General features: G+C 53.3%; 18 protein-coding genes. 10 read left to right on the plus strand and 8 right to left on the minus strand.

Annotation, left to right across the window (positions count from 1 at the left end):
* The first annotated feature begins 230 nt into the window (after nucleotides 1-230).
* From TH19_RS04340 to TH19_RS04350, 3 genes are all read left to right on the plus strand, one after another.
* Nucleotides 231-1,634 (plus strand): cache domain-containing protein, encoded by a 1,404-nt coding sequence (locus tag TH19_RS04340; RefSeq protein ID WP_114101097.1) that lies wholly within the window; start codon nucleotides 231-233, stop codon nucleotides 1,632-1,634.
* A gap of 46 nt (nucleotides 1,635-1,680) precedes the next feature.
* Nucleotides 1,681-2,352 carry a response regulator transcription factor gene (locus tag TH19_RS04345; RefSeq protein WP_114101098.1) on the plus strand — a complete coding sequence of 224 codons (672 nt, stop codon included), beginning with the start codon at nucleotides 1,681-1,683 and terminating at the stop codon, nucleotides 2,350-2,352.
* 152 nt (nucleotides 2,353-2,504) lie between these two features.
* The gene (locus TH19_RS04350) at nucleotides 2,505-3,233 is read left to right on the plus strand and encodes a Crp/Fnr family transcriptional regulator (RefSeq protein WP_114101099.1); all 729 of its coding nucleotides are present in this window, start codon (nucleotides 2,505-2,507) and stop codon (nucleotides 3,231-3,233) included.
* A gap of 11 nt (nucleotides 3,234-3,244) precedes the next feature.
* Here TH19_RS04350 and TH19_RS04355 read toward each other — a convergent pair whose 3' ends face one another.
* The 4 genes from TH19_RS04355 to TH19_RS04370 form a co-directional block, all read right to left on the minus strand.
* Nucleotides 3,245-3,973, minus strand: a complete 729-nt coding sequence (locus TH19_RS04355) for a hypothetical protein (RefSeq protein ID WP_181846306.1) — start codon at nucleotides 3,971-3,973, stop codon at nucleotides 3,245-3,247.
* A gap of 47 nt (nucleotides 3,974-4,020) precedes the next feature.
* The gene (locus TH19_RS04360) at nucleotides 4,021-4,380 is read right to left on the minus strand and encodes a TraR/DksA family transcriptional regulator (protein ID WP_114101100.1); all 360 of its coding nucleotides are present in this window, start codon (nucleotides 4,378-4,380) and stop codon (nucleotides 4,021-4,023) included.
* A gap of 101 nt (nucleotides 4,381-4,481) precedes the next feature.
* Complete coding sequence (locus TH19_RS04365; RefSeq protein ID WP_114101101.1) at nucleotides 4,482-5,696, minus strand: hypothetical protein; 1,215 nt, start codon at nucleotides 5,694-5,696, stop codon at nucleotides 4,482-4,484.
* Nucleotides 5,697-5,835: 139 nt separating this feature from the next.
* A complete protein-coding gene (locus tag TH19_RS04370) occupies nucleotides 5,836-6,087 on the minus strand; it encodes a hypothetical protein (protein ID WP_258547823.1) in 252 nt (83 codons plus the stop codon).
* A 539-nt stretch (nucleotides 6,088-6,626) separates the two neighbouring features.
* Here TH19_RS04370 and TH19_RS04375 point away from each other — a divergent pair.
* The 4 genes from TH19_RS04375 (at nucleotide 6,627) to TH19_RS04390 (ending at nucleotide 11,828) form a co-directional block, all read left to right on the plus strand.
* A complete protein-coding gene (locus tag TH19_RS04375; protein ID WP_114101103.1) occupies nucleotides 6,627-8,531 on the plus strand; it encodes an ABC transporter substrate-binding protein in 1,905 nt (634 codons plus the stop codon).
* A 44-nt stretch (nucleotides 8,532-8,575) separates the two neighbouring features.
* On the plus strand, nucleotides 8,576-10,933 hold the full coding sequence (locus TH19_RS04380) for an ATP-binding protein (protein ID WP_114101104.1): 2,358 nt from the start codon (nucleotides 8,576-8,578) through the stop codon (nucleotides 10,931-10,933).
* 300 nt (nucleotides 10,934-11,233) lie between these two features.
* On the plus strand, nucleotides 11,234-11,455 hold the full coding sequence (locus TH19_RS04385; RefSeq protein ID WP_114101105.1) for a hypothetical protein: 222 nt from the start codon (nucleotides 11,234-11,236) through the stop codon (nucleotides 11,453-11,455).
* 145 nt (nucleotides 11,456-11,600) lie between these two features.
* Nucleotides 11,601-11,828 (plus strand): hypothetical protein, encoded by a 228-nt coding sequence (locus tag TH19_RS04390; RefSeq protein ID WP_114101233.1) that lies wholly within the window; start codon nucleotides 11,601-11,603, stop codon nucleotides 11,826-11,828.
* Between the two features lie 193 nt (nucleotides 11,829-12,021).
* On the opposite strand, the gene gltB is transcribed toward TH19_RS04390, so the two are convergent.
* Both gltB and TH19_RS04400 read right to left on the minus strand, forming a co-directional pair.
* Complete coding sequence (gene gltB / locus TH19_RS04395) at nucleotides 12,022-16,587, minus strand: glutamate synthase large subunit (RefSeq protein WP_114101106.1); 4,566 nt, start codon at nucleotides 16,585-16,587, stop codon at nucleotides 12,022-12,024.
* 29 nt (nucleotides 16,588-16,616) lie between these two features.
* Nucleotides 16,617-18,047, minus strand: a complete 1,431-nt coding sequence (locus TH19_RS04400) for an NAD(P)-dependent oxidoreductase (RefSeq protein ID WP_114101107.1) — start codon at nucleotides 18,045-18,047, stop codon at nucleotides 16,617-16,619.
* 265 nt (nucleotides 18,048-18,312) lie between these two features.
* On the opposite strand from TH19_RS04400, the gene TH19_RS04405 reads away from it, so the two are divergent.
* On the plus strand, nucleotides 18,313-19,146 hold the full coding sequence (locus TH19_RS04405) for an undecaprenyl-diphosphate phosphatase (protein ID WP_114101108.1): 834 nt from the start codon (nucleotides 18,313-18,315) through the stop codon (nucleotides 19,144-19,146).
* A 30-nt stretch (nucleotides 19,147-19,176) separates the two neighbouring features.
* A complete protein-coding gene (locus TH19_RS04410; RefSeq protein WP_114101109.1) occupies nucleotides 19,177-19,716 on the plus strand; it encodes a GNAT family N-acetyltransferase in 540 nt (179 codons plus the stop codon).
* A gap of 21 nt (nucleotides 19,717-19,737) precedes the next feature.
* Here the strand turns inward: TH19_RS04410 and TH19_RS04415 are convergent, their stop codons facing one another.
* Nucleotides 19,738-20,013, minus strand: coding sequence for a DUF3572 domain-containing protein (locus TH19_RS04415; protein ID WP_114101110.1), 276 nt, complete (start codon nucleotides 20,011-20,013; stop codon nucleotides 19,738-19,740).
* A gap of 19 nt (nucleotides 20,014-20,032) precedes the next feature.
* Nucleotides 20,033-20,419: a hypothetical protein gene (locus TH19_RS04420; protein WP_258547824.1), complete on the minus strand. Its 387-nt coding sequence runs from the start codon at nucleotides 20,417-20,419 to the stop codon at nucleotides 20,033-20,035.
* A gap of 328 nt (nucleotides 20,420-20,747) precedes the next feature.
* Between TH19_RS04420 and TH19_RS04425 the strand changes: the two genes are divergently transcribed.
* Nucleotides 20,748-21,497, plus strand: a complete 750-nt coding sequence (locus TH19_RS04425; RefSeq protein ID WP_181846307.1) for a substrate-binding periplasmic protein — start codon at nucleotides 20,748-20,750, stop codon at nucleotides 21,495-21,497.
* Nucleotides 21,498-21,530: the final 33 nt, after the last annotated feature.

A 21,530-nucleotide genomic window follows, 5' to 3' on the forward strand; every position in this document is an offset into this window, starting at 1 on the left:
CGTCGTTTCTGGTATATGCGCATTGCCCTCTCCCTGTCAAAGCATGATCTCATGAATTGGTAATACCAATTGAACAAAAGCAAGACCAGCCGCTTTTCACCATGTGGAACGAAATGCGCATATGGTGCCTTGTCACGGCTTGGAAATCCGCGATCTTTCGGCGACTTTTGTGACAGATATGCTATTGTCCGCCCGAGGAAAAACACCCAAATCCTGAAACGGTTACGCCCATGCCGAAGCTCAATCTTCGACTAAAGTTCCTGCTGCTTTCCATTTTGCCACTGGTTCTTGCGGCATCGGCCATCTCCTGGCTGGTCTTTGCACAGGCCGAAAGACTGGCCGAGGCCGAAATCAGAACCTTTGAACGCAACATCCTTGAAGCCCGCAAGGAAGAACTCAAAAGTTATCTCGAACTGGCTTTGGCATCGATTGACCATATCTATTCGGTGGCCAGTCCGCTTGATGCTGTTTCCAAGGAACGGGTCAAGGCCATCATCGAAGACCTGACTTATGGCGAAGACGGATATTTCTTTATTTATGACCGCGATGGCACTGCCCTTGTCGAACCGCCACAGCCATGGCGCGTCGGGCGCACCTATTGGAACTTGCGCGACATTAACGGCAACACCGTCATTCAGGGCCTGATCTTTAACGCCGAAAAGGGTGGCGACTTCATGCGCCATGTCTGGGAAAAACCGTCAACCGGCGAACCCACCGAAAAGATCACCTATTCGCTGATGCTTGATAAATGGGACTGGATGATCGGCACCGGCATTTATATTGACGATATCGCCGAACAGGTCACCGAGATCGAGACAGAGGTTTCCACCCATATCCGCGAAACCACGATTTCTATTATTGGCGTAACCATCCTTGCGGTTCTGCTTGTTGGTATTTCCGGAACGGTCGTCACACTGTCCGAACGCAAACTTGCCGATTCCAAGCTTAAGGAACTGACCCACCGCGTGGTTGACGTGCAGGAACAGGAGCGTCTTCGGGTGTCGCGCGAACTGCATGACGGCATCAGCCAGATACTGGTTTCGGTCAAATATTCGGTCGAAACAGCCATCGCCCGGATTGGACAGGCACGCGAAAACGCGATTGAACCGATGGAAAAGGCCGCCAAACGATTACAGGACGCCATTCACGAAGTTCGCCGGATTTCGCGCGACCTGCGCCCGGCGGTGCTTGATGACCTTGGCCTGAAACCGGCCATCGAAAGTATGTGCGCGGAATTGCAGGACCGTTCCGGCATTCTGATGGAAATCAAGATCGACAATATCGACAAGCAACTCGACATCGCCAAAAAGACCACGCTGTATCGTGTTTTGCAGGAAACCCTGACCAATATCGAACGCCACGCCGATGCAACCGTCATCAAGATATCGATCAAACGCGAAGGGCCCAGTGTTGTCATGCGCATCACCGATAACGGTGTCGGCTTTGAAACCAACCGTTATATCCGCAACCGCGATCCGCGTGCCGGAATCGGATTGCGCAATATGCGCGAACGTATGGAATTCCACGGTGGCGGGCTTTCAGTACGCTCAGAACCAGATGATGGCACTAAAATCACTGCATTTATTCCCGCAACCAGCCAGAATGATCTACCCGACAGACCAATCAGAGGTTAATCTGGCAAAATAGTTACCGTTATGCGACAGGACCAAGTTTCGATCGATGAACAGTTCCAATCAAATCTATTCCACCGCCCGCCCCTTGCGCATTCTGCTGTGCGATGACCACGCCCTTGTGATGGACGGTATCCGTTCGCGACTGGAATGTTTTGATCATATCAACATCATTGGCGAAGCCAGCAACGGCGTCGAAGCCCTGTCGCTGGCCCGCGAACTGCGTCCGGATATCGTTTTGATGGATATTTCGATGCCGGTGATGAACGGTCTGGAGGCCGCGGAAAAGTTCCGCGAAACTCTGCCTGATACCAAGGTTGTCATCCTGTCGATGCATGAAAACCCGGAATATCTTCGCACCGCCCAGCAGGCTGGCGCCAAGGGCTTTATCCTCAAAGACGTGTCGTCAAATGACATGGTTCGGGCCATCGAGGCTATTGCCAATGGCGGTGAAGCGTATAGCTCGACCTTTGACCGTATCAGTGCCGGTGAAGACAGCACCAGTGATGGCGTGCCGCTGACAACACGTGAACGCACCGTTCTGCGCCTCCTTGCCAAAGGGGCCAGCAACAAACATGTCGCACGTGAACTTGATATCAGCGTGCGCACGGTCGAAACCCACCGCCGAAACATCAAACGCAAACTTGATATCGACAGTTCTGCCGGTCTTGTCCGTTACGCAATCGAAAAAGGTCTGGTCACGCTCGACACCAACGCCTGATCGTCCGGTTCCGGTCTGGTTTGTGACGTGCGAGATACGACTTTAGATTGATTTAACAAATGAAACCGGTACATTGGTCAATGGTTTGGATTGATTAAACTTTTCATCTGACGTCACGCTACCTGTATATAACTCCTTGATAGGCGGAACGTGTGAACCATTCAGTAAGCTATACATTCCGACCCGACCTTGCGCGGTGCCGCGATTGTGGCGTGCGAAAGTTTGCGCTGTTTAACAATATGACGGACGAGGATTTCAAACTCGTTCATATGCCGGTCGAAGACATTACTCTTCCGAAACGCGGTACGCTTTACAATTCCGGCGATCAGGCCCAATCCATTTATACCTTGCGCAGTGGTCTCGTAAAACTTGTCCACTATCTTCCGGACGGCAATCAACGGGTTGTGCGACTTGTGCGACCCGGCGGCACCATCGGACTTGAAGCCATCGTCAGTGATTGCTTCACCCATCACGCCGAAGCCATTCAGGACAGTCAGCTTTGCCGCATTCCGATTGCCGTGATCGAGAAACTGGATCGCGAAAGCCCCCGTCTGCACAAACAGGTCCTTAATCGCTGGCATCAGGCAGTGATGGATTCAGATAACTGGCTGACCCAGATGTCGACCGGGACAGCCCGCGAACGGGTGGCCCGTCTGTGTCTGTTCCTGAACGATCCCGAAACCGGCACCTGTCAGTTGCCCGGCCGCGAAGATATCGGTGCGATGCTGGGCATCACCACCGAAACGGCCAGCCGGATCATTGCCGATTTCAGACGTATTGATCTGCTGGATTTCCAGTCACGCAATGTCTTCCGTCTCGATCTCGACGGCCTTAAGGATGTTGCAGGCATAGATGAAGACCGGCTTTCACTGTCATTCTAAGAATGTCGTACCTATCTGGCAGCCTGTTGCAAGGTTGTCTGGAATGCCGAGTTGGGCCCGCAAGACGCCGCCAGCCTTTCATATTCCTGGGGGGTGTCGATCTGGCGCTGTTTTTCCCGACGGCGGCGATCGATATCTTTTAACCGGCGCTTGAAATCCCGACCATATTCCGACGAAAGCCGCCGCATGGCCCCCGGGACATTATCCGCGGCAAGCGGAAACATTGCCCCTACCTTGATCACAACATCCCTGATCAGATCATCAAGGGCAACCCGAATATCGGCTTCCATCCCCTGATTGACCTTCACATGTTCGCCTTCATGGGCATAGACCGCATCATATTCGCATGTGCCGCGCGCAAGCTCCGATGCGACATAGACCAGATGTTTGATCACATCGACTTTGGGACTGACCCGCACCAGTTCGAGACAATAACGCCCATTGCCAACTTCACGTGGTTCAAAGCGCATATCAAAGGATGCCTGCATTTCATATTCGGTCAGGCCTGCCACCACATAACGCGGATTTCCGCCCGCACGGCTGTTAAGCCATTTCACGGAACGGTGGCGATCAAGCATCGGATCCATGTGATTGAATTCAAGTCTGGCTTCGGGACTGCGCGTCGAAACACATGATCCTTGCGCCGCGACCGGTGTCGGCACAACCAGCAATGCCACACAGATCACAAGGCTGCAAAAAAGGTCCGCTATCCAGTTCGCCATGTGATCACGATAAAACAAACAACATCCTCACCAAAAGATCACAATGGGTTCTATAGTGCCTGACATCAGACGTGGCTTACCTTTTCCGCGCATTCCACACAAAGCGGCGTTGTCGGGTCAAACTCCAACCGCTTCTTTTCGATATTCTCGCCGCAATTATGGCAATGACCGTATTCATCATCGCTCATCCGCTTCAGGGTCTTTTCAATCCGGTCCAGTTCCGCGTTGCGGCGACGTTCCTGTTCAAGATGCATCTGCTGATTCTGAAGAGCATCCATTCGCGACAAACGACCGACTGCCTGCTGATCAAGCTCGACCGGCTTTCGATAATCTTCTGAATGGTTTGAATGCGCCAGAATGTCGGCGCGCCTAGCTTCCAGACGCGTGCGCAGTGCAACCAGATCAATATCTTTACGGTCCGTCATGCGAAACCTCGTGAACTGTGTTGTTCTTCCTACCTTATATGGGGATCGCGATGGCCGTTTCGCCAATCCCCCGGATCGAATTCACACCACAGCCCCGAATTTCAAGTGCAATTGCCACAGGCATCGACCAGCTTTTCCATTGCGGCCTTTGCCTCGTCATCATCAAGCCCCTCGGCTTTGATGTTTTTCTGGATTTTACAACACAGGGCAGGTCCACCGGGGAATGGCTTATCGGTCCAGAACGGCGCCGTCGTTCCGAAATATCCGGCCTGATCAAGGAACGACACACCATAATAATAAGCAGCCCCGACCGAGTTATAGAATGTCGGGTCATCAATGAAGCCACCATCGGGTGTCATCGATTTGGTCAGACACCATTCCAGCACCAGACCGATATCGGCCGATGCATTCTTTTGCATATCCGCATCAACCTGTGACCAGCCAAGGTCAAAGATCTTGGTCACATCATAATTGTTGTGATTGTTGAAATCGCCATTGTGTTTCCAGCCGAAAGGATAGGCATCGTCACGGATCGCAAGCGTGGTCTGGAAAATCTGTGGCCATAAATCGACCTTGCCGTGCTGATAGGAAATATTATGGAAAGTCAGGCTCAGATCGCTGCTTTTCAGAACACCCTGATCAGGTGTGTCGAACCAGCCGCCCCAATATCCGCTTTGATCGTCCTGCCAGTTATCAAGCCACTGTTTATAGGCATCGATATAATCCTGGGTCAGGTCAAAGCCCTTCACATAAGTCTGAAAATAGTCGCGGATTTCGCTTTTGAAACACATCTGTGAAAGTGTGGCTGTAACCGCACCCAGCGCATCACGACGATCAAGACCATCTGCATAAATCTTTGATGTTTTCTGGCTTTCAAGCCAGGCGACCATTTTCTCGGGCGTTGCGATTGGCGCCATGAAGGCAAAGGGATATTGCGGTGCTGTCCCGGCATCGGCCAACGTATTGACCGCATCAATCATCGCATCGACTTTCAGGAACCATTGATCATAACAAGGTCCCCATGAACCATCGCTTGGCACCTGGTCTTCGGCCCAGCTTTGATCCGGGTTCTCCAGCGAAGCCGCAAAGGCATCAATCTTGGTCGCAAGCGTGTCCCAGTCGGCGGTATACATCAACAGCCACTTGCATTCGATCATCCGCTGATCAGATGCCGCCATGCTGTTACCGGTCTGCTGAATTGCAATCAGCTTGTCCTGCAATGGGGCCAATTTCGCAGCATAGTTTTCCTGCTGCGTCACATAATCCGGATCGAACGCACAAAATTGTTCTTCAATCAGCTTGGTAAAATCTGCCATTGGCCTTTTGCACCTCCCCTTGACGTATTTGACCATCAGCATGACAAAAAATCTCGTAATGCCAAGGAATTAAACGATGGCGCATTTCACGGAAGGCAGCCGTAGATGCCCTGCCCGAAAAACATAAAGGGAATGAAGATTATTCTTCGACCAGCCAATTACGAATGATGCGCAAGGCCCGATCCGGATCGGTATCAACCAGCTTGGCCGCGACATTGGCTTTTCTGCGATCAATCATGCCTTCGATCCCGGCAACACTGATCCCGTTGGCCTCTTGCCCGGCGGCGATAACACTTGGCGTTGCCGATGTTCCTTGCAACCGTTCGCGCAATGCGACATCCGTGCCCGGTTCATATTTCGGAATCGGTGCCGTCGGTTTCGGTCCTTTCATAAAGGACCCTCCACCATTTTCTTGTGACTGTTGCTTGTCGTTTTGCGCCACGACACCTGTCCTGTCGATAAGCAGTCCGTTTGACCATCCTGATTATATGGCGACTCGTCGCAGGAAAGGAACGCCCCTTAATGCGATTCCGGGACAATAAAAAGTCAAACCCTCTAAATTAGTCACCATTAAACTTTAGTCGAATATGTATGAGCATAGCAGCTTCGCCACTACGCGAATCTCAACCATAAATATTAATAAATCCAGTTTTGAACCTTTTCGAATTCACGTCAAAACCTTTCAAACCTGCGGAATTTCAATGAAAAATCTATCCTGTGGATTGATGCAAGCTATTGGAAAAAATCAATAGAACGGAACGAACATGTAAATTATCTTTATATGATAAAGTTCGTATTCCTTCATTTTGGGGTTTATCACGCGCACAGGTCTATTTACCTTTTTATCCACTCAAGATATTCACCACCTTTGAGTAGTTTTTCCGATACCTTCGATCAGAGGCTGGAAATACCGCGGGGGCGCAGCGTCTTTTGAAAAAGTTTAAGTACATCTTGATCGCAGCACTGGGGGCCGTTCTGGTCAATTTCCCGGATGTGCGTGCTGCTGAATTTGGTGAATCCCCGACCCTTGCCCAACAGGTTGCAGAAGGCAAGTTGCCACCTGTCAGCGACCGCCTGCCGACCACACCGATGATTGTCACGCCGAACGAAAAGATTGGTGTTTATGGCGGCACCTGGAAAATGGCGCAACGCGATCAGCGTGATCAGGCTCTGCTGATCCGCAATATCGGTTATGAACCGCTTTTGCGCTGGACCCCGCAATGGACATCGACCATTCCAAACGTTGCCCTTTCCTTCCAGCCCAGCAACGATGCCACAGAATTCTTTTTCCGGCTGCGCCCGGGAATGCGCTGGTCAGATGGTGCGCCCTTTAGTGCTGATGACATCATCTTCTGGTATCAGGACATCCTTCTTAATCCGGCCTTTGCCGATTCAGTTCCGGAATGGCTGATTGCCGGTGGCAATGCCGTGCGGGTAGACGAGATTGATGACAACACCATCGCGTTTCGTTTCAGTACGCCCTATGGCCTGTTCCCGACAGCATTGGCGCGCCCAGAAGGCGTCGAACCGGTAAGCTATCCCGCCCATTTCCTTAAACCGCTTTTGCCGAAATACAATCCAAATGCGGATAGCGAAGCACGCAGCCTTGGCTTTGCGGGATGGAAAGAACGCTTTATTGCGGTGTTTGGAACGCCCGGCACGATTGATGATCCATCGCGATGGCTTAATCCGGATGTCCCAACCCTGAATGCCTGGGTTCTCACCGGTGTTTATGGCAAGGATGATCCGCTGATTGCCAAACGCAATCCCTATTACTGGAAGATTGATCCGGCCGGCCGTCAGCTTCCCTATATCGACGAAGTTTCACTGACGCTTGTACCGTCGAAAAGTGCCGCAGGTGACGCAGCGATTGCCGGCAAGGTGAATATGCAGGAACGCCATGTCAGCACGCGTGCGGACGAAGTTCTTGCCGCCAATCACGATCTTCAGCCCTTTACGCTGATTGAAAGTGACATGAACACCTTGACCTTGTCATTGAACCTCAATGACAAGGACCCGGTACTGCGCGATATCTTCCAGAACAAGAATTTCCGGATTGCGCTGTCCCATGCGATTGATCGCAACGATGTCATTGCCCGGTTTGTCCCCGATGCCCTGCCTCATCAGGCCGCACCGCGCCCGGAAAGTCCGCTTTATCACACCGTTCTGGCCCGTCAGTTCATCCATTATGACGCCGCCCTTGCAACGGACTATCTTGCCAAGGCCGGTTTGCATCAAACAGACAGTGAAGGCTTCCTGCTGCGTCCGGATGGTAAACGCCTGTCCTTTACCATCGACACCGAAGGCGCAAACCGCTTTGCGATCCTTGATGCGGTGATCCAGTATTGGCGGGCAATCGGCCTTGATGTCAGGGCGCGCAACCTGCCGCGCGACGAATTCTTTGCTATGCGCGAACGCAATGATCATCAAGCCAGTGCATGGGGCGGTGATGGCGGCCTTGATGCGATGGTCATTCCGATCAACTATCTGCCAATGTCGGCCGATTCGTCCTGGTTTGCGACCGGATGGGCCAATTGGTACGTCAATCCCAACAGCCCGAACGCAATTACCCCGCCCGATGAAGTGCAAAAGCAGCTTGCGCTTTATAATCAGCTCAAAGAAACCGCGAACGCTCAAAAACAAAATCAACTGATGCGCGATATCCTCGACATCAGCGCAGATCAGTTTTACGTTATGGGTATTGCTTTGCCGCCAAACAGGAAAGGCGTGGTTGCCAAGAACTTCCACAATGTTCCAAAAGTAATTCCGGCGGCATGGAGCTATGCAACACCAGCACCAACCAACCCAAGCCAATACTATATTGAGCAAAAGTAACTGGTGCGCGGGAGACTGATCTCGCACAGGGGAGACGACGAGGCGTGAAGAAGCTGTTAGACCGAATGATCGGCAGCCTGGTTTTCAAGATTGCGCTGGCAATCGTCATTGTGGAAACCATTCTGCTTGGATTGTTTGGCGGATATTATGTCCAGTATTTCGGCGCGGAAATTGATCGCCGTATTGCGGAACAGATCAGCACGCCTGGCCGCCTTATTCAGGACGAACAACTTAAAATCTCGATCCTGAGCGACGCCGACCAGATGAAATTGCTGCTGGGTGATCACTTGCAGCAAGCCATGGCAATCGGCTTTGACGGCACGATCTATCACGCGATTGATCCCTTTATCATCGGTAACTCGATCACTGTCGTACCGGATTTCCCGGTTGATCAATTGCGTTCGGACCTGACAGAGCCGACATTGTTCACGACCGACGATCAGGTTGGCCGCAGTATCGTTTCGATCACCCCGCTGTTCAGCCTGAACGCCAATCAGCCCTTCATGTTTGTCTATCTCAAGGTTTCCACCAAAGGCCTTGAAGAAAGCCAGCGCCAAATGCAATCGGTGCTGCTGGTCGGGTCAGCGATGTGTATCCTGATGACATCAGCCCTGATCTTCTTGTTCACCCAGCAAACAGTCCTCAAACGCCTGATCACAGCAGCCCAGTTTGTGAACAAGATCCAGTTGGGTAAGCTGAGTTCGCGCCTGACTCCGATGGGACGCGATGAAATTGGCACGCTTGAACGCGGCCTTAATGCAATGGCCGAAAGTCTGGAACGCCGCACACAGCAACATCAGATTGCCCAGGATGCCCTGCGTGACAGCGAAGAACGTTTCCGCGACTTCACCCTGTCCTCGGCCGACTGGTATTGGGAAATGGGTGCGAACCTTAAAATCGCGTTTGCGTCCTACAAGTTTTATCAGCTGATCGAAGAAATCAACGGATCACCACAAGGCCAGTCCTTCGACCGACTTGGCCTGACATCCGAACACCCGGAAGGCTGGCATTATCTTCAACGTCGGCTGGATGCCCATATGGCGTTCCAAAATGTCGAGTTTTCCTGGGTCTCGCGCAAAGGTGAAAAGCATTACGGCCGCATCAACGGGGTTCCGGTCTTTTCGCTTGATGGCCGTTTCAACGGCTATCGCGGCACCGGCAGCAACATCACCGCCCAGCATCGCGCAACCGAAGAACAACAGGCCCTGCAACGTCAACTTGCCACGTCGCAAAAGCTTGAAGCCGTTGGTCAGATGGCTGGTGGTGTTGCCCATGAATTTAACAATTGCCTTGCCGGTATTCTGAGCTTCGCCGAAGTCGCCAGGGCAAAGATCGACGATCGCGAACGGGTCAAAGAATATCTCGACCATGTGATATCGCTGGGCGAACGTGCGACCAGTGTTGCCGATCAGCTTTTGATGTTCTCGCGCCGCCGGATTGATCAGCCAACCAATGTACGGGTCCAAAGCATCTTCTCGGAAATGGAGAAACTGCTGATGACCCTGTTGGAACACCGGATCGAATTGCAAATCTGGTCTGACGAGCCTGAACTCTTTACCCGTGTCGACCCGACACAGCTTTCAGCCTGCATTCTGAACCTTGCGATCAATGCCCGCGATGCCATGCCTGATGGCGGCACACTGCAAATATCGTCGCGCAGTGTCGACATCCCGCCACTGGCCCAGCGTGACCCGGACGAGGACGAAGACAGCTATCCCAACGAAATCGCCGGTGAGTTTGTTGTCATCACGGTTCAGGATACCGGGACCGGCATTCCCGACGACATTATCGGCAATATTTTTGAGCCCTTCTTCTCAACCAAGGAACCGGGCAAAGGCACCGGGCTTGGCTTGTCCATCGTCCATAGCTGGGTGGAAGAAGCACACGGATTTATCAATGTCGAAAGCGTTGAAGGCGAAGGGACAACCTTCTCGGTTTACTTGCCCCGGTCCGAAGCCGGATCGGAAGCAGCCCTTCGTGTTGATGAAATTCATGACTTCCCGGGCAACGGCGAACGGGTTCTGATTGTCGATGATGAACAGGCCCTGCGAACCACCGCGCATATCATTCTTGAAGATGCCGGTTTCCGGACTGCAACGGCCAAAAGCACCGAAGAAGCGCTGGAAGTTCTGATCCAGGCGGAAAAGGATGATCCGTTTGATGTCATTCTGACCGATGTGGTGATGTCTGGCCGTAGTGGCCCGCAACTGGTGATCGAGGCCCTGCGATCAAACCCGCGATATGGCGTCGTCTTTATGTCGGGCTATCCGGCCCGATCGCGCAAGGAACTCGACAAGCTTCTTGGCAATTATGTCTTTGTCAAAAAACCGTTCCGTCCAAGTCAGTTGCAAAAAGCCATCCATGATGCCATTGCTCTGCGGGCTGAACGTCAGCGGACTTAAGTCATCGAAAAATACAAGACAGGCCGCAATGCCTGTCTTTTTATATCGCAGGGATGCGCAACCCGTACAGGTAAATACGGCCCGCCCCATCGCGCAATGATTAAAAAAATATTTACGCAAATTCACCCGTAAGTCACTCTGCGAAAACCAGTTTCTTCTGCCCGCTCTCTGCCGGGAACCCCACCTGTGACAACCGTCACTTTTTTGCTGGCAATTAATCCCTACCTTAAAGTCATAGAGATTGAGTGATGTTCTCTTCGATGGGTGCCCCACCCTTTTGGAAAGGATGACGAGGTCAACATGATCGGTTCGGTTCAAGGTTCAGGTTTAAGCGCAGCAGCACAGGCTGTTAATGATGCCATCACCCCCGGTGGTTCAGGCCCGTCTTTGCCGTTTGCCGCCGCTGAAGGCGCGATCAACAAGGCCACCGGCCTTGCCAAAGTTATCGGTTCCATCGTTACCGAACATCAGCCGCTTCAAACCAGTGGTCACCGCGGCACACGCGTAAACATTCTGACGTGATTTTTTCCCTCCGTTAGCTTCCTCCTTGGGGTGGTCCAGAACCACCCCTTTTTGTGTGCCCGTCTAAAGGCTTAGCAATAGCCCATCATGACAAGTCCCCTTGCACGTGCTAAGGTCAGGGCCGGATTTTCATTTGGATAGCATGATGGTCGCCAACAGAATCGGTACAGGCTCGTCCCAAACGGGACTGCAGGACGCCCGCAACCGCCCACAGGGATTGCCCGGGGTTGGTGGCCGCGTGACTGCCAATTCCGATCAACCATCTTCTGACAGCTTTATCGCCGCACAGCTCGCACGACTGCGTAATCTGATCGCAACCGATCAAATTGATCACAATGCGCGGCGCGGCACATATCTGAATATTCTGCTCTAGACCGGGACAGATTGGACGGGTGATGGCGCAATGCCAGAACACCCGAAAGTAAAAGGCGGACCACAAGGCCCGCCTTTTTGCCTGCTCGCTTCATCCGTCACGAACAAAGAAAAGTGCCCCGTACCGAAGTACGGGGCCAGTTCAATTGTCCAGGTGTGTTGGACAAGGGAGCTTGCGCAAAAGCGTGATCAGATCACGCAGTTGCCTGGTTTTCGCTCTCGGAGCGAATAGGGTGTTCCAGCTTGTCGACGATTTCCTTCGGCACGATCTGCCAGAAGTTGCCGCGTTCACGATCCCAGTTATCAAGGATCGTGCGTGCATAACCACTTTCGGTTTCTGCAACATGCTCTTCAATGAGCGCACGGCAATGTTCGTCCCAATGCTGGGTTTCAATGCGCTGGTAAAGGATGGAGCCATCGTTGACGACATCGGCAAAGGTGCCCTTAACGTCATAGATGAAGGCCATGCCACCGGTCATACCAGCACCAAAGTTTTCACCAACCGAACCCAGGATGACTGCGGTTCCGCCGGTCATGTATTCACAACCGTTCGAACCACAACCTTCGACCACAACGGTCGCACCGGAGTTACGGACACAGAAACGTTCACCGGCCTGACCGGCAGCAAACAGCTTGCCAGCCGTCGCACCATAAAGAATGGTGTTACCGATGATGGTGTTTTCGTTGGTCTTAAGCGGGCTGCTCGGACGTGGACGCAGAACAATCGTACCGCCCGAAAGGCCTTTACCAACATAGTCGTTGGCATCGCCCTGAACTTCGATCTTCAGACCCTGAACCGCAAAGGCGCCAAGCGACTGACCAGCCGAACCACGCAGACGGACATGCAGGTGGCCCGGTTTCAGGCCGGTCATGCCGTATTTCTGCGTGATCAGTGACGACATCCGGGTCCCAATCGCACGCTGGGTGTTCTGGATGTTGTACTGAAGCTGCATCTTTTCGCCGTCTTCCAGAAGCGGACGGGCATCCTTGATCATCTGCGCATCAAGGGTATCCGGGACTTCGTTCCGGCCTTCGATGGTGCAGAAGCGTGCATGATCACCGGCATCAGCCTGTGCAAGCAGCGGGTTCAAATCAAGGTCAACAAGGTCTTTCGCGCCACGGTGAACCTGCTGAAGCAGGTCCGAACGGCCAATCACGTCTTCAAGCTTGTCATAGCCAAGCTCTGCCAGAACGTCTTTGACTTCCTCGGCCATGAAGGTGAACAGGTTGACCAGTTTGTCAGCCGTACCGACGAACTTGGCACGCAGTGCCGGATCCTGGGTACAGACACCAACCGGGCAGGTGTTCGAATGGCACTGACGGACCATGATGCACCCAAGTGCGATCAGTGAAGCCGTACCGATACCGAATTCCTCTGCACCAAGCATTGCGCCAATCACCACGTCACGACCGGTTTTGAAACCACCGTCAACGCGCAGTTTGACTTTGTCACGCAGGTTGTTAAGCGTCAGAACCTGGTTCACTTCCGACAGGCCCATCTCCCACGGAACGCCTGCATATTTGATCGAGGTCTGCGGGCTTGCACCCGTACCGCCGTCATAACCGGAAATCAGGATCACGTCGGCTTTTGCCTTGGCAACACCAGCGGCAATCGTACCAACACCCGAACGCGACACCAGCTTCACGCAGACGCGGCAACGCGGGTTGATCTGTTTCAGGTCATAGATCAGCTGCGCCAGATCTTCGATTGAATAGATGTCGTGGTGCGGCGGCGGAGAAATCAGGGTCACACCCGGCGTCGCATGACGCAGCTGTGCGATTTCAACCGTAACCTTGAAGCCCGGAAGCTGACCACCTTCACCCGGTTTTGCACCCTGGGCGACCTTGATCTGAATTTCTTCGCAGTTGTTCAGATATTCAGCCGTCACACCAAAGCGACCGGACGCAACCTGTTTGATCGAGGAACGCGCATTGTCACCGTTCGCACGCGGACGGAAACGTTCACGCGACTCACCACCTTCACCGGAGTTCGATTTCGCACCGATACGGTTCATTGCAATCGCCAGTGCCTCGTGGGCCTCGGTCGACAATGCACCGTGGGACATGCCCGGGGTGACAAAACGTTTGCGGATTTCGGTGATGCTTTCGACCTTGTCCTGATGAACTGCGGTACGGTCACTACGGAAATCAAGAAGATCACGCAGATGAAGCGGTTCACGCGAACGCAGACCTTCAGAAAACTTGCGGAAGGTGTTGTAGCTGCCCGTGGTGACAGAGGACTGCAACGTATGGATCAGCGGACCGGTCCAGACGTGGCGTTCGCCACTGCGACGGTATTTGTAAAGACCACCAACCGGAAGGCTGACGACATTGCCGTTAAACGCTTCTTTATGCTGGGCAATCGTACGACGCTGGATACCCTGAAGACCGATACCCGAAATACGCGACGGCATGCCCGGGAAGAATTCAGCCACCAGCGAACGCGACAGGCCGATACTTTCGAAGTTATAGCCACCGCGATAGGAACTGATGATCGAGATGCCCATTTTGGACATGATCTTCAGAAGACCCGCGTCGATTGCGGCCTTGAAGCGCTGCATGACTTCGGCGGTGCTGTTCACATTCGGGAACAGGCCGCGTGCATAACGGTCAAGCAGACCTTCCTGTGCCAGATAGGCGTTAACCGTGGTCGCGCCAACACCGATCAAAACGGCAAAGTAATGCACGTCCATGCATTCTGCCGAACGCACGTTCAGCGAAATGTAGGTACGCAGCGACGTCTTCACGAGGTGGCTGTGAACACCACCGGTCGCAAGGATCATCGGAATGGCTGCGCGTTCTTCGCTGATCGACTCATCGGTCAGGATGATGTGCAAGGCACCGCCACGGACGGCTTCTTCTGCTTCACGCTGGATGCGGGAAATCGCATCACGCAGGGCAGTCTGGCCACCATTGATGTCAAAGGTGGTGTCAATTTCGACAGCCGTGTCGCCCATATAGCCGCGCATTGCGTCATATTCAGCGTTGGTCAGAACCGGGCTTTCAAGCTGAAGCAGGTCGCACTGGCTTTCGTCTTCTTCCAGAACGTTGCCAAGGTTGCCAAGGCGGGTCTTCAGGCTCATGACGCGCGCTTCACGAAGAGAATCGATCGGCGGGTTGGTCACCTGCGAGAAGTTCTGGCGGAAGAAGTGATGCAGACCGCGGTAACGATCAGAAAGGATCGCAAGCGGGGTATCATCCCCCATCGAACCGATGGCTTCCTTGCCGTCTTCACCCATCGGATGAAGGATCAGCTCAAGGTCTTCATGGGTCAGGCCCATTGCCTTTTGCAAACGCAGAAGACGTTCTTTTTCGATATGGGACGGTTCGGTATGTTCCGGCGAAATCAGGTCATCAAGCACCTTGGTGCGACCAACCCATTTCGACCAGTCACGACGATTGGCAAGCTTGTCCTTAAGCTCGGCATCGTGGAACAGTTTGCCTTCGGCAAGGTTCACCGCAATCATCTGGCCCGGGCCGAGGCGGCCTTTTTCGATGCAGGTTTCTTCATCGATATGAACCATACCGGCTTCGGAACCGGCGATCAGAAGACCGTTACCGGTTACCGCATAACGCAGCGGACGCAGACCGTTACGGTCCGTACCACCCATAAGCCATTCACCACCATAGGCAGCAAGTGCAGCCGGGCCGTCCCACGGCTCCATCACGGCGTTGCAATAGGCATAAAGGTTTTTATAGCTGTCAGGCGTCGATGCCTTTTTCGACCATGCTTCCGGAACCATCATGGTTTTCACCATCGGAAGGTCACGGCCCGCACGGATCATCAGCTCGAACACGGCATCAAGGGCTGCCGAGTCAGACGAGCCCGGCTGAATAACCGGCTTCAAATCATCAATGCTGTCGGCGAACACTTCGTGCGCCATACGTGCTTCGTGGCTTTTCATCCAGTTGACGTTGCCGCGCAGCGTGTTGATCTCGCCGTTATGGGCAAGAACACGGAACGGCTGAGCCAGCGGCCAGCTCGGGAAGGTGTTGGTCGAATAACGCTGGTGATAGACGCAGAAGCTCGAAACAAAGCGCTCGTCACGAAGATCCGGATAGAAGGTATCAACGTCTTCTGCAAGGAACATGCCCTTGTAGATGATCGAACGCGACGACATCGAACAGATATAGAAGTCCTTGATCGTCTCGGACAGGACTGCCTTTTCGATACGACGACGGATCGCATAAAGGTCAATCTCGAACTTTTCTTCGTCAACGTCGCTGCGGACGCCAATCAGAACCTGTTCGATTTCCGGGCGGGTCTGGTTTGCTTTTTCACCGATGACCGAAACATCAACCGGGACCTGGCGCCAACCAAGAATGCCGTAACCCTGCTTCAGGATTTCGGTTTCAACGATCGCACGGCAACGTTCCTGTGCGGACATGTCGATACGCGGCAAGAAGACCTGACCAACCGCGATCAGGCTTTCCGGGGCTTCCTGGTTGATAACCTTAAGGTAAGCCTTGAAGAAATCCTGCGGGACCTGAAGGTGAATACCAGCGCCATCACCGGTCTTGCCATCGGCATCAACCGCACCACGGTGCCAGATTGCTTTCAGTGCTTCGATCCCGGCTTCAACCACTTCACGACGCGGCTTGCCGTCAATCGCACCGACAAGACCCACACCACAGTTGGCATGTTCTTCGGCCGGGTCATACATGCCGCTGGCTTCGAGATGCGCTGCGTTTTTCTCAAAACGGGCGATATCGGCTGCACCGCGGCTCTGATCCATTTTGTCCTGAACGATCTTGTTCATAACTTCTCTCTCCTAATGCGGCAGCGGGCTTAAGCAGCAGCTTCTTTGCGCGCCAGCAAATACTCATCCATCCGGTCTGCCGCATCGCGGCCATCGCGGATCGCCCAAACCACAAGCGATGCACCACGGGCGATATCGCCAGCAGCAAACACGCCATCAAGATTGGTCATCATGGTGCGGAAGTCGATTTTGACCGTACCCCAACGCGACACACCAAGTTCCGGTGCCCCAAACAGGGTTGGAAGATCTTCGGGTTCGAAGCCAAGTGCCAGAATGACCATATCGGCATCCATGGTGTAGCTTGAACCTTCGATGATTTCCGGGCTCTGACGGCCACCGGCATCGGGGGCACCAAGGCGCATTTTTACGGCACGAACACCGGTAACCTTGTCATCACCAACAAAGGCTTCCGGGTTGGTCAGCCAGACAAACTCGACACCTTCTTCCTCGGCATTCGCGACTTCACGCTGGGAACCGGGCATGTTGGCACGGTCACGGCGATACAGACATTTGACCGATTTCGCACCCTGACGGATCGCGGTACGAACACAGTCCATGGCGGTATCACCACCACCGATCACGACAACATTCTTGTCCTTGGCATTCAGCGTTCCGTCTTCATATGCCGGAACCTGATCACCCAGACCCTGACGGTTGGACGTGGTCAGATATTCAAGTGCGGGATAAACATTGCCAAGACCGGCACCCGGCAGTTTCAGTTCGCGGGCTTTGTAAACACCGGTCGCGATCAGAATGCTGTCATGCTTCTTGCGCAGATCATCAAGGGTCGCATCGCGGCCAACCTCGAATTCGGTGTGCATAACAACGCCACCTTCTTCAAGAAGTTTGACACGGCGTTCAACCACATCTTTTTCAAGCTTGAAGCCAGGAATACCATAAACCAGCAGACCACCAATGCGGTCATAACGGTCATAGATATGGACTTCATATCCTTTAAGGCGCAGCTGCTCTGCTGCGGCCATGCCACCCGGACCACCGCCGATGATGCCGACCGACATACCATTTTCCTTTGCCGGCGTCGGGGCTTTGACCCAACCGTTCGCAAAGGCAGTATCGGTGATGTATTTCTCGACAGAGCCGATCGTGACCGCACCGTGGGTTGACTGTTCGATAACGCAATTGCCTTCGCACAGACGATCCTGCGGACAAATGCGACCGGTAACTTCGGGCATGTTATTGGTTGCAGCCGAGATAGCATAAGCTTCCTCAAGACGACCTTCAGTGGTCAGGCGCAGCCAGTCCGGGATGTTGTTATAAAGCGGGCAATGGGCCTGGCAGAACGGCACACCACACTGGGAACAACGCGACGCCTGATCGGCAGCCTTGTCGTCCTCGAATGCTTCATAAATTTCGTTGAAGTCAGTCCGACGTTCGGACGCCTCTCTTTTGTGCGGATATTTTTGTTCGAGATGAACAAACTTCAGCATCTTTTCTGTCATGATCGCCCTCTGGAAGGGTTTTATGTTGCGGGTTTCGGCTTGTATACGTGTCAAACACGCAAGAATCTAGCACAAAATGCACTATAGGTCAGTTTTACTGACATAAATATCCGCACTTTTTTTCCGGTTTTCCAGATTTTCAACCGGAAGCCTGCTGTAATAATGTTTCATTGGTACCATTATGGTACTATTTATACATTTCGCCGAATCACGCTAAACTGCTATAAGCGATCAGTTTTTAAAGAGAACAGGCACCGAGGCCGGCGTGACCCTACAGCACATTATCCTTCTGGCAGTCGTTCAGGGGATCACCGAATTCCTTCCCATCAGCTCATCAGGCCATCTCATTCTGGCACCTGCCCTGACCGGCAGTCCGGATCAGGGTTTGTTGGTAGATGTGGCCGTCCATGTCGGCACTTTGGCAGCTGTTTTGATCTATTTCTGGCGTGATGTATTCGCGATGATCGGCGGATTCGTTCGGCTGTTTACCGGGCGAATCAACGCCGGTGCCCGCCTTGCACTCCATATTATCCTTGCGACCATCCCGGTTATTGGCGTCGGCTTTTATCTTAAAGTCTCGGGGATCGAGGAACAGCTGCGCTCGGTCGAGATCATCGCATGGGCGACCATCGGGTTTGGCATTGTCCTGTGGATCGCTGACAAGATCGGCATGACAATCAACCGTCTTGAACATATGCGCTGGGGCGGTGCACTGTTTATCGGCTTGGCACAGGTTCTGGCCCTGATTCCCGGCACCAGCCGTTCGGGCATCACGATGACTGCTGCCCGCTTCATGGGGTATGAGCGTTCCGACGCAGCACAGTTTTCCATGCTGATGTCGATTCCGGTGATTTTGGGCGCAGGCCTCCTGGCCGGGATCGATCTTCATCAGGCAGGCAATATTGCCCTTAATGAAGATATTCTTCTGGCAGCCGGGCTTTCCTTCCTGACCGCTCTGATCGCAATTGCCGTTTTGATGAACTGGCTGAAACGATCCAGCTTCACCCCGTTTGCCATCTATCGCATCTTGCTGGGTGGTGGCCTTCTGGTCTGGCTGTATTTCTATAACGGTGTACCGCTGCCCTTTATCGGCGGCTAAGCAACCTCCGATCTGAACCAAGAGCCCCACATGTTTATCCGTCCCCTTGATCCGGTGGCCGACGGCCCCGCATTGCACGTTATTTTTGGCGATCCGGAATGCTGCACATGGCTTCCGGAACCGGCCTTTGCCGATCTGGATGCCACGATTGCCAAACTGCGTGACTGGACAACCGGATTTGAAGCCACATCATGGGCGATCTGCGAAACGCCTGATGGCCCGGCTCTTGGCCGGATTGCGCTTTATAATGTCGGGCGCGACAAGGATGTGTGGGAAGCAGCCTGCATGGTAAACCCACAAGCACGCGGACAGAACTATGCGGCACGCGGGCTGCATTTCTCAGTTCAATATCTGTTTGAAAACACCACTGCGCGCCGGGTCTTTGCCGATATCGACCCGGACAATCACGCATCCATCAGAACATTCGAAAAGCTCGGCTTCACCCGCGAAGGTGTTTTGCGCGGGGAATGGGAAACCCATATTGGTATTCGCGATTCGGTGATTTTCGGATTGCTGCGCAGTGATCCGCGGCCCGACATCCCGAACCCGCCCCAATTCATCGCGGGCTAGTCCGCCCGAATATCGACGGCATCAGTCCTGCCAGATCGGTCCACCCGACAGAATGATATGGGCACGTGCCGGATCTTCGGGGGCATAGTCGGAATCGTCAACAAAGCGCATCAGGAACGGCTCGTGCGACAGCAGGAATTCCAGTGCACCGGCCTGCACTTCGTTGGAACCGATACCTGCTCGCAGGTCATCAAGCCCCATGCCGGTTTGGGCCACAAGGCCCTGAAGCAATTCGTCATCCCCGACAATATGGGCGATGGCGCGAATGGCCAGCGTTTCCGCAGCTTCCTTGTTCATATGACATCACGTCCGAGAATTATTTGAACCACTTGGCCTTTGCCATTGCCCGCCAGATAACAAGTCCGGCAACAACAATCAATGCCGCAGCAATCCCGCCAAGGCCATTGCCCGCCATCAACACCAGCCCCCAGAACCCGACGGTTCCAAATCCCACCGCAAGGCTTAGAAAGGCCGATTTGGTCAGAGTATCCTGATTTTTCTGGGCGGTCTCGGCGCGTTTGATTTCATCGACGATTTCATACCAGGCAAGCTGCTGCCAACGGGAATATTTCAATCCCTTGCGCGGACCTTTGCGCAGGAACTCGTCGAGTTGCTTGACGATATTGGCCGCACGTTCTTCCGGGGCGACATATTTGCCGATCCGTTCCTTCTTGCGCGGAGCATCGTCTTCTTTCTCGATCATATTCACCGGTTCTCTTCCGTCCTGCCTTGCACAAGCGTGCCTTGCCCAAATGCCGACCCTAGTCCCAACCGATTTAAATCAAGTAAACCGCAAACCAATGTGCATTTCGTCACAGGAAGGACGACTTTTGCCCCGCAACAGCGTCCTCGGACACCCTGCGCATCGTGATATTCATGAAAAAAGCATTTTGTCGGCCGAAAAAATCGACCCTGTTTTTCATTAAAACAAAGACTTGTCGAACGGGCGCTACGCAAAGCCTACACTTTCGAACAGTTCCACTCTGTAAACCGTGAAGTGCCGCTCACACATATGTATTATCTCATATTCATTGGACCCGCTGATGCAGCCTATAATCAAGACCTTCGGACGCCTGCTTGCTTGCAGCGTTTTTTTACCCTCTGTCGGATTGGCGTCCGGTGATAGCGGAACAAAAATCGTCGCATCCTGCAGTCCTTGGCCCCCTTATGTTGTCGAAGGTGAACGGCCGGGCGGAATACTGGTCGACTATGTAGAAGAATTGCTGAACTCGTTTGGCTATAAGGCACAAATCGAAATCTACCCATGGAAACGGGCAATTGATTCGGCACAGGACGGCACAGTTGATGTGATTTTCTGCGCCGAAGCAGGGCAAGCCAAGACCTATGGGCTGGAATATGAGTTTCCGATTTTGATCAGCGACACGATCTTGCTATCACATCGGGACTACCCGCTTGATTCTGCACAACTTTGGCATCATCGCATCGCGGTTGGCGCCGGGTACTGGTATGGCGATGTTTTCGAAAGCCGTCGCGACGATGTTGATATAATTGAAGTGGTCGATGACCTGTCAATCATGCGCATGATCGCAAGCAAAAGAGCCGATGGCGGCCTTATGGAAAAGGCCGTGGCCGACACCCTGATTCACACCTATCCCGAATTGGGGGAAATGCTTCACATAAGTTCGCAACCCGTCGCGACCCAGACATTCTACTTTGCGACATCGCCTGCCTCGGATCTAGACATGCGGCACCTGCGCCGTCATCTGGCCATCGCCAAACCACGACCGATCATCCAGCAGGTAACAAACGACACGAACTAGAACCGGCCAATCCCGATCAACACGGGATGGCCC

This window comes from Thalassospira profundimaris (assembly GCF_003326675.1).
GTDB lineage: Bacteria > Pseudomonadota > Alphaproteobacteria > Rhodospirillales > Thalassospiraceae > Thalassospira > Thalassospira aquimaris.

Bases quoted from the DNA above. Each gene is read 5' to 3' on its own strand.
- TH19_RS04340 (WP_114101097.1), top strand. From the start codon at position 231: ATGCCGAAGCTCAATCTTCGACTAAAGTTCCTGCTGCTTTCCATTTTG.
- TH19_RS04345 (WP_114101098.1), top strand. From the start codon at position 1,681: ATGAACAGTTCCAATCAAATCTATTCCACCGCCCGCCCCTTGCGCATT.
- TH19_RS04360 (WP_114101100.1), bottom strand. From the start codon at position 4,380: ATGACGGACCGTAAAGATATTGATCTGGTTGCACTGCGCACGCGTCTG.
- TH19_RS04365 (WP_114101101.1), bottom strand. From the start codon at position 5,696: ATGGCAGATTTTACCAAGCTGATTGAAGAACAATTTTGTGCGTTCGAT.
- TH19_RS04370 (WP_258547823.1), bottom strand. From the start codon at position 6,087: ATGAAAGGACCGAAACCGACGGCACCGATTCCGAAATATGAACCGGGC.
- TH19_RS04385 (WP_114101105.1), top strand. From the start codon at position 11,234: ATGATCGGTTCGGTTCAAGGTTCAGGTTTAAGCGCAGCAGCACAGGCT.
- TH19_RS04390 (WP_114101233.1), top strand. From the start codon at position 11,601: ATGGTCGCCAACAGAATCGGTACAGGCTCGTCCCAAACGGGACTGCAG.
- gltB (WP_114101106.1), bottom strand. From the start codon at position 16,587: ATGAACAAGATCGTTCAGGACAAAATGGATCAGAGCCGCGGTGCAGCC.
- TH19_RS04400 (WP_114101107.1), bottom strand. From the start codon at position 18,047: ATGACAGAAAAGATGCTGAAGTTTGTTCATCTCGAACAAAAATATCCG.
- TH19_RS04410 (WP_114101109.1), top strand. From the start codon at position 19,177: ATGTTTATCCGTCCCCTTGATCCGGTGGCCGACGGCCCCGCATTGCAC.
- TH19_RS04415 (WP_114101110.1), bottom strand. From the start codon at position 20,013: ATGAACAAGGAAGCTGCGGAAACGCTGGCCATTCGCGCCATCGCCCAT.
- TH19_RS04420 (WP_258547824.1), bottom strand. From the start codon at position 20,419: ATGATCGAGAAAGAAGACGATGCTCCGCGCAAGAAGGAACGGATCGGC.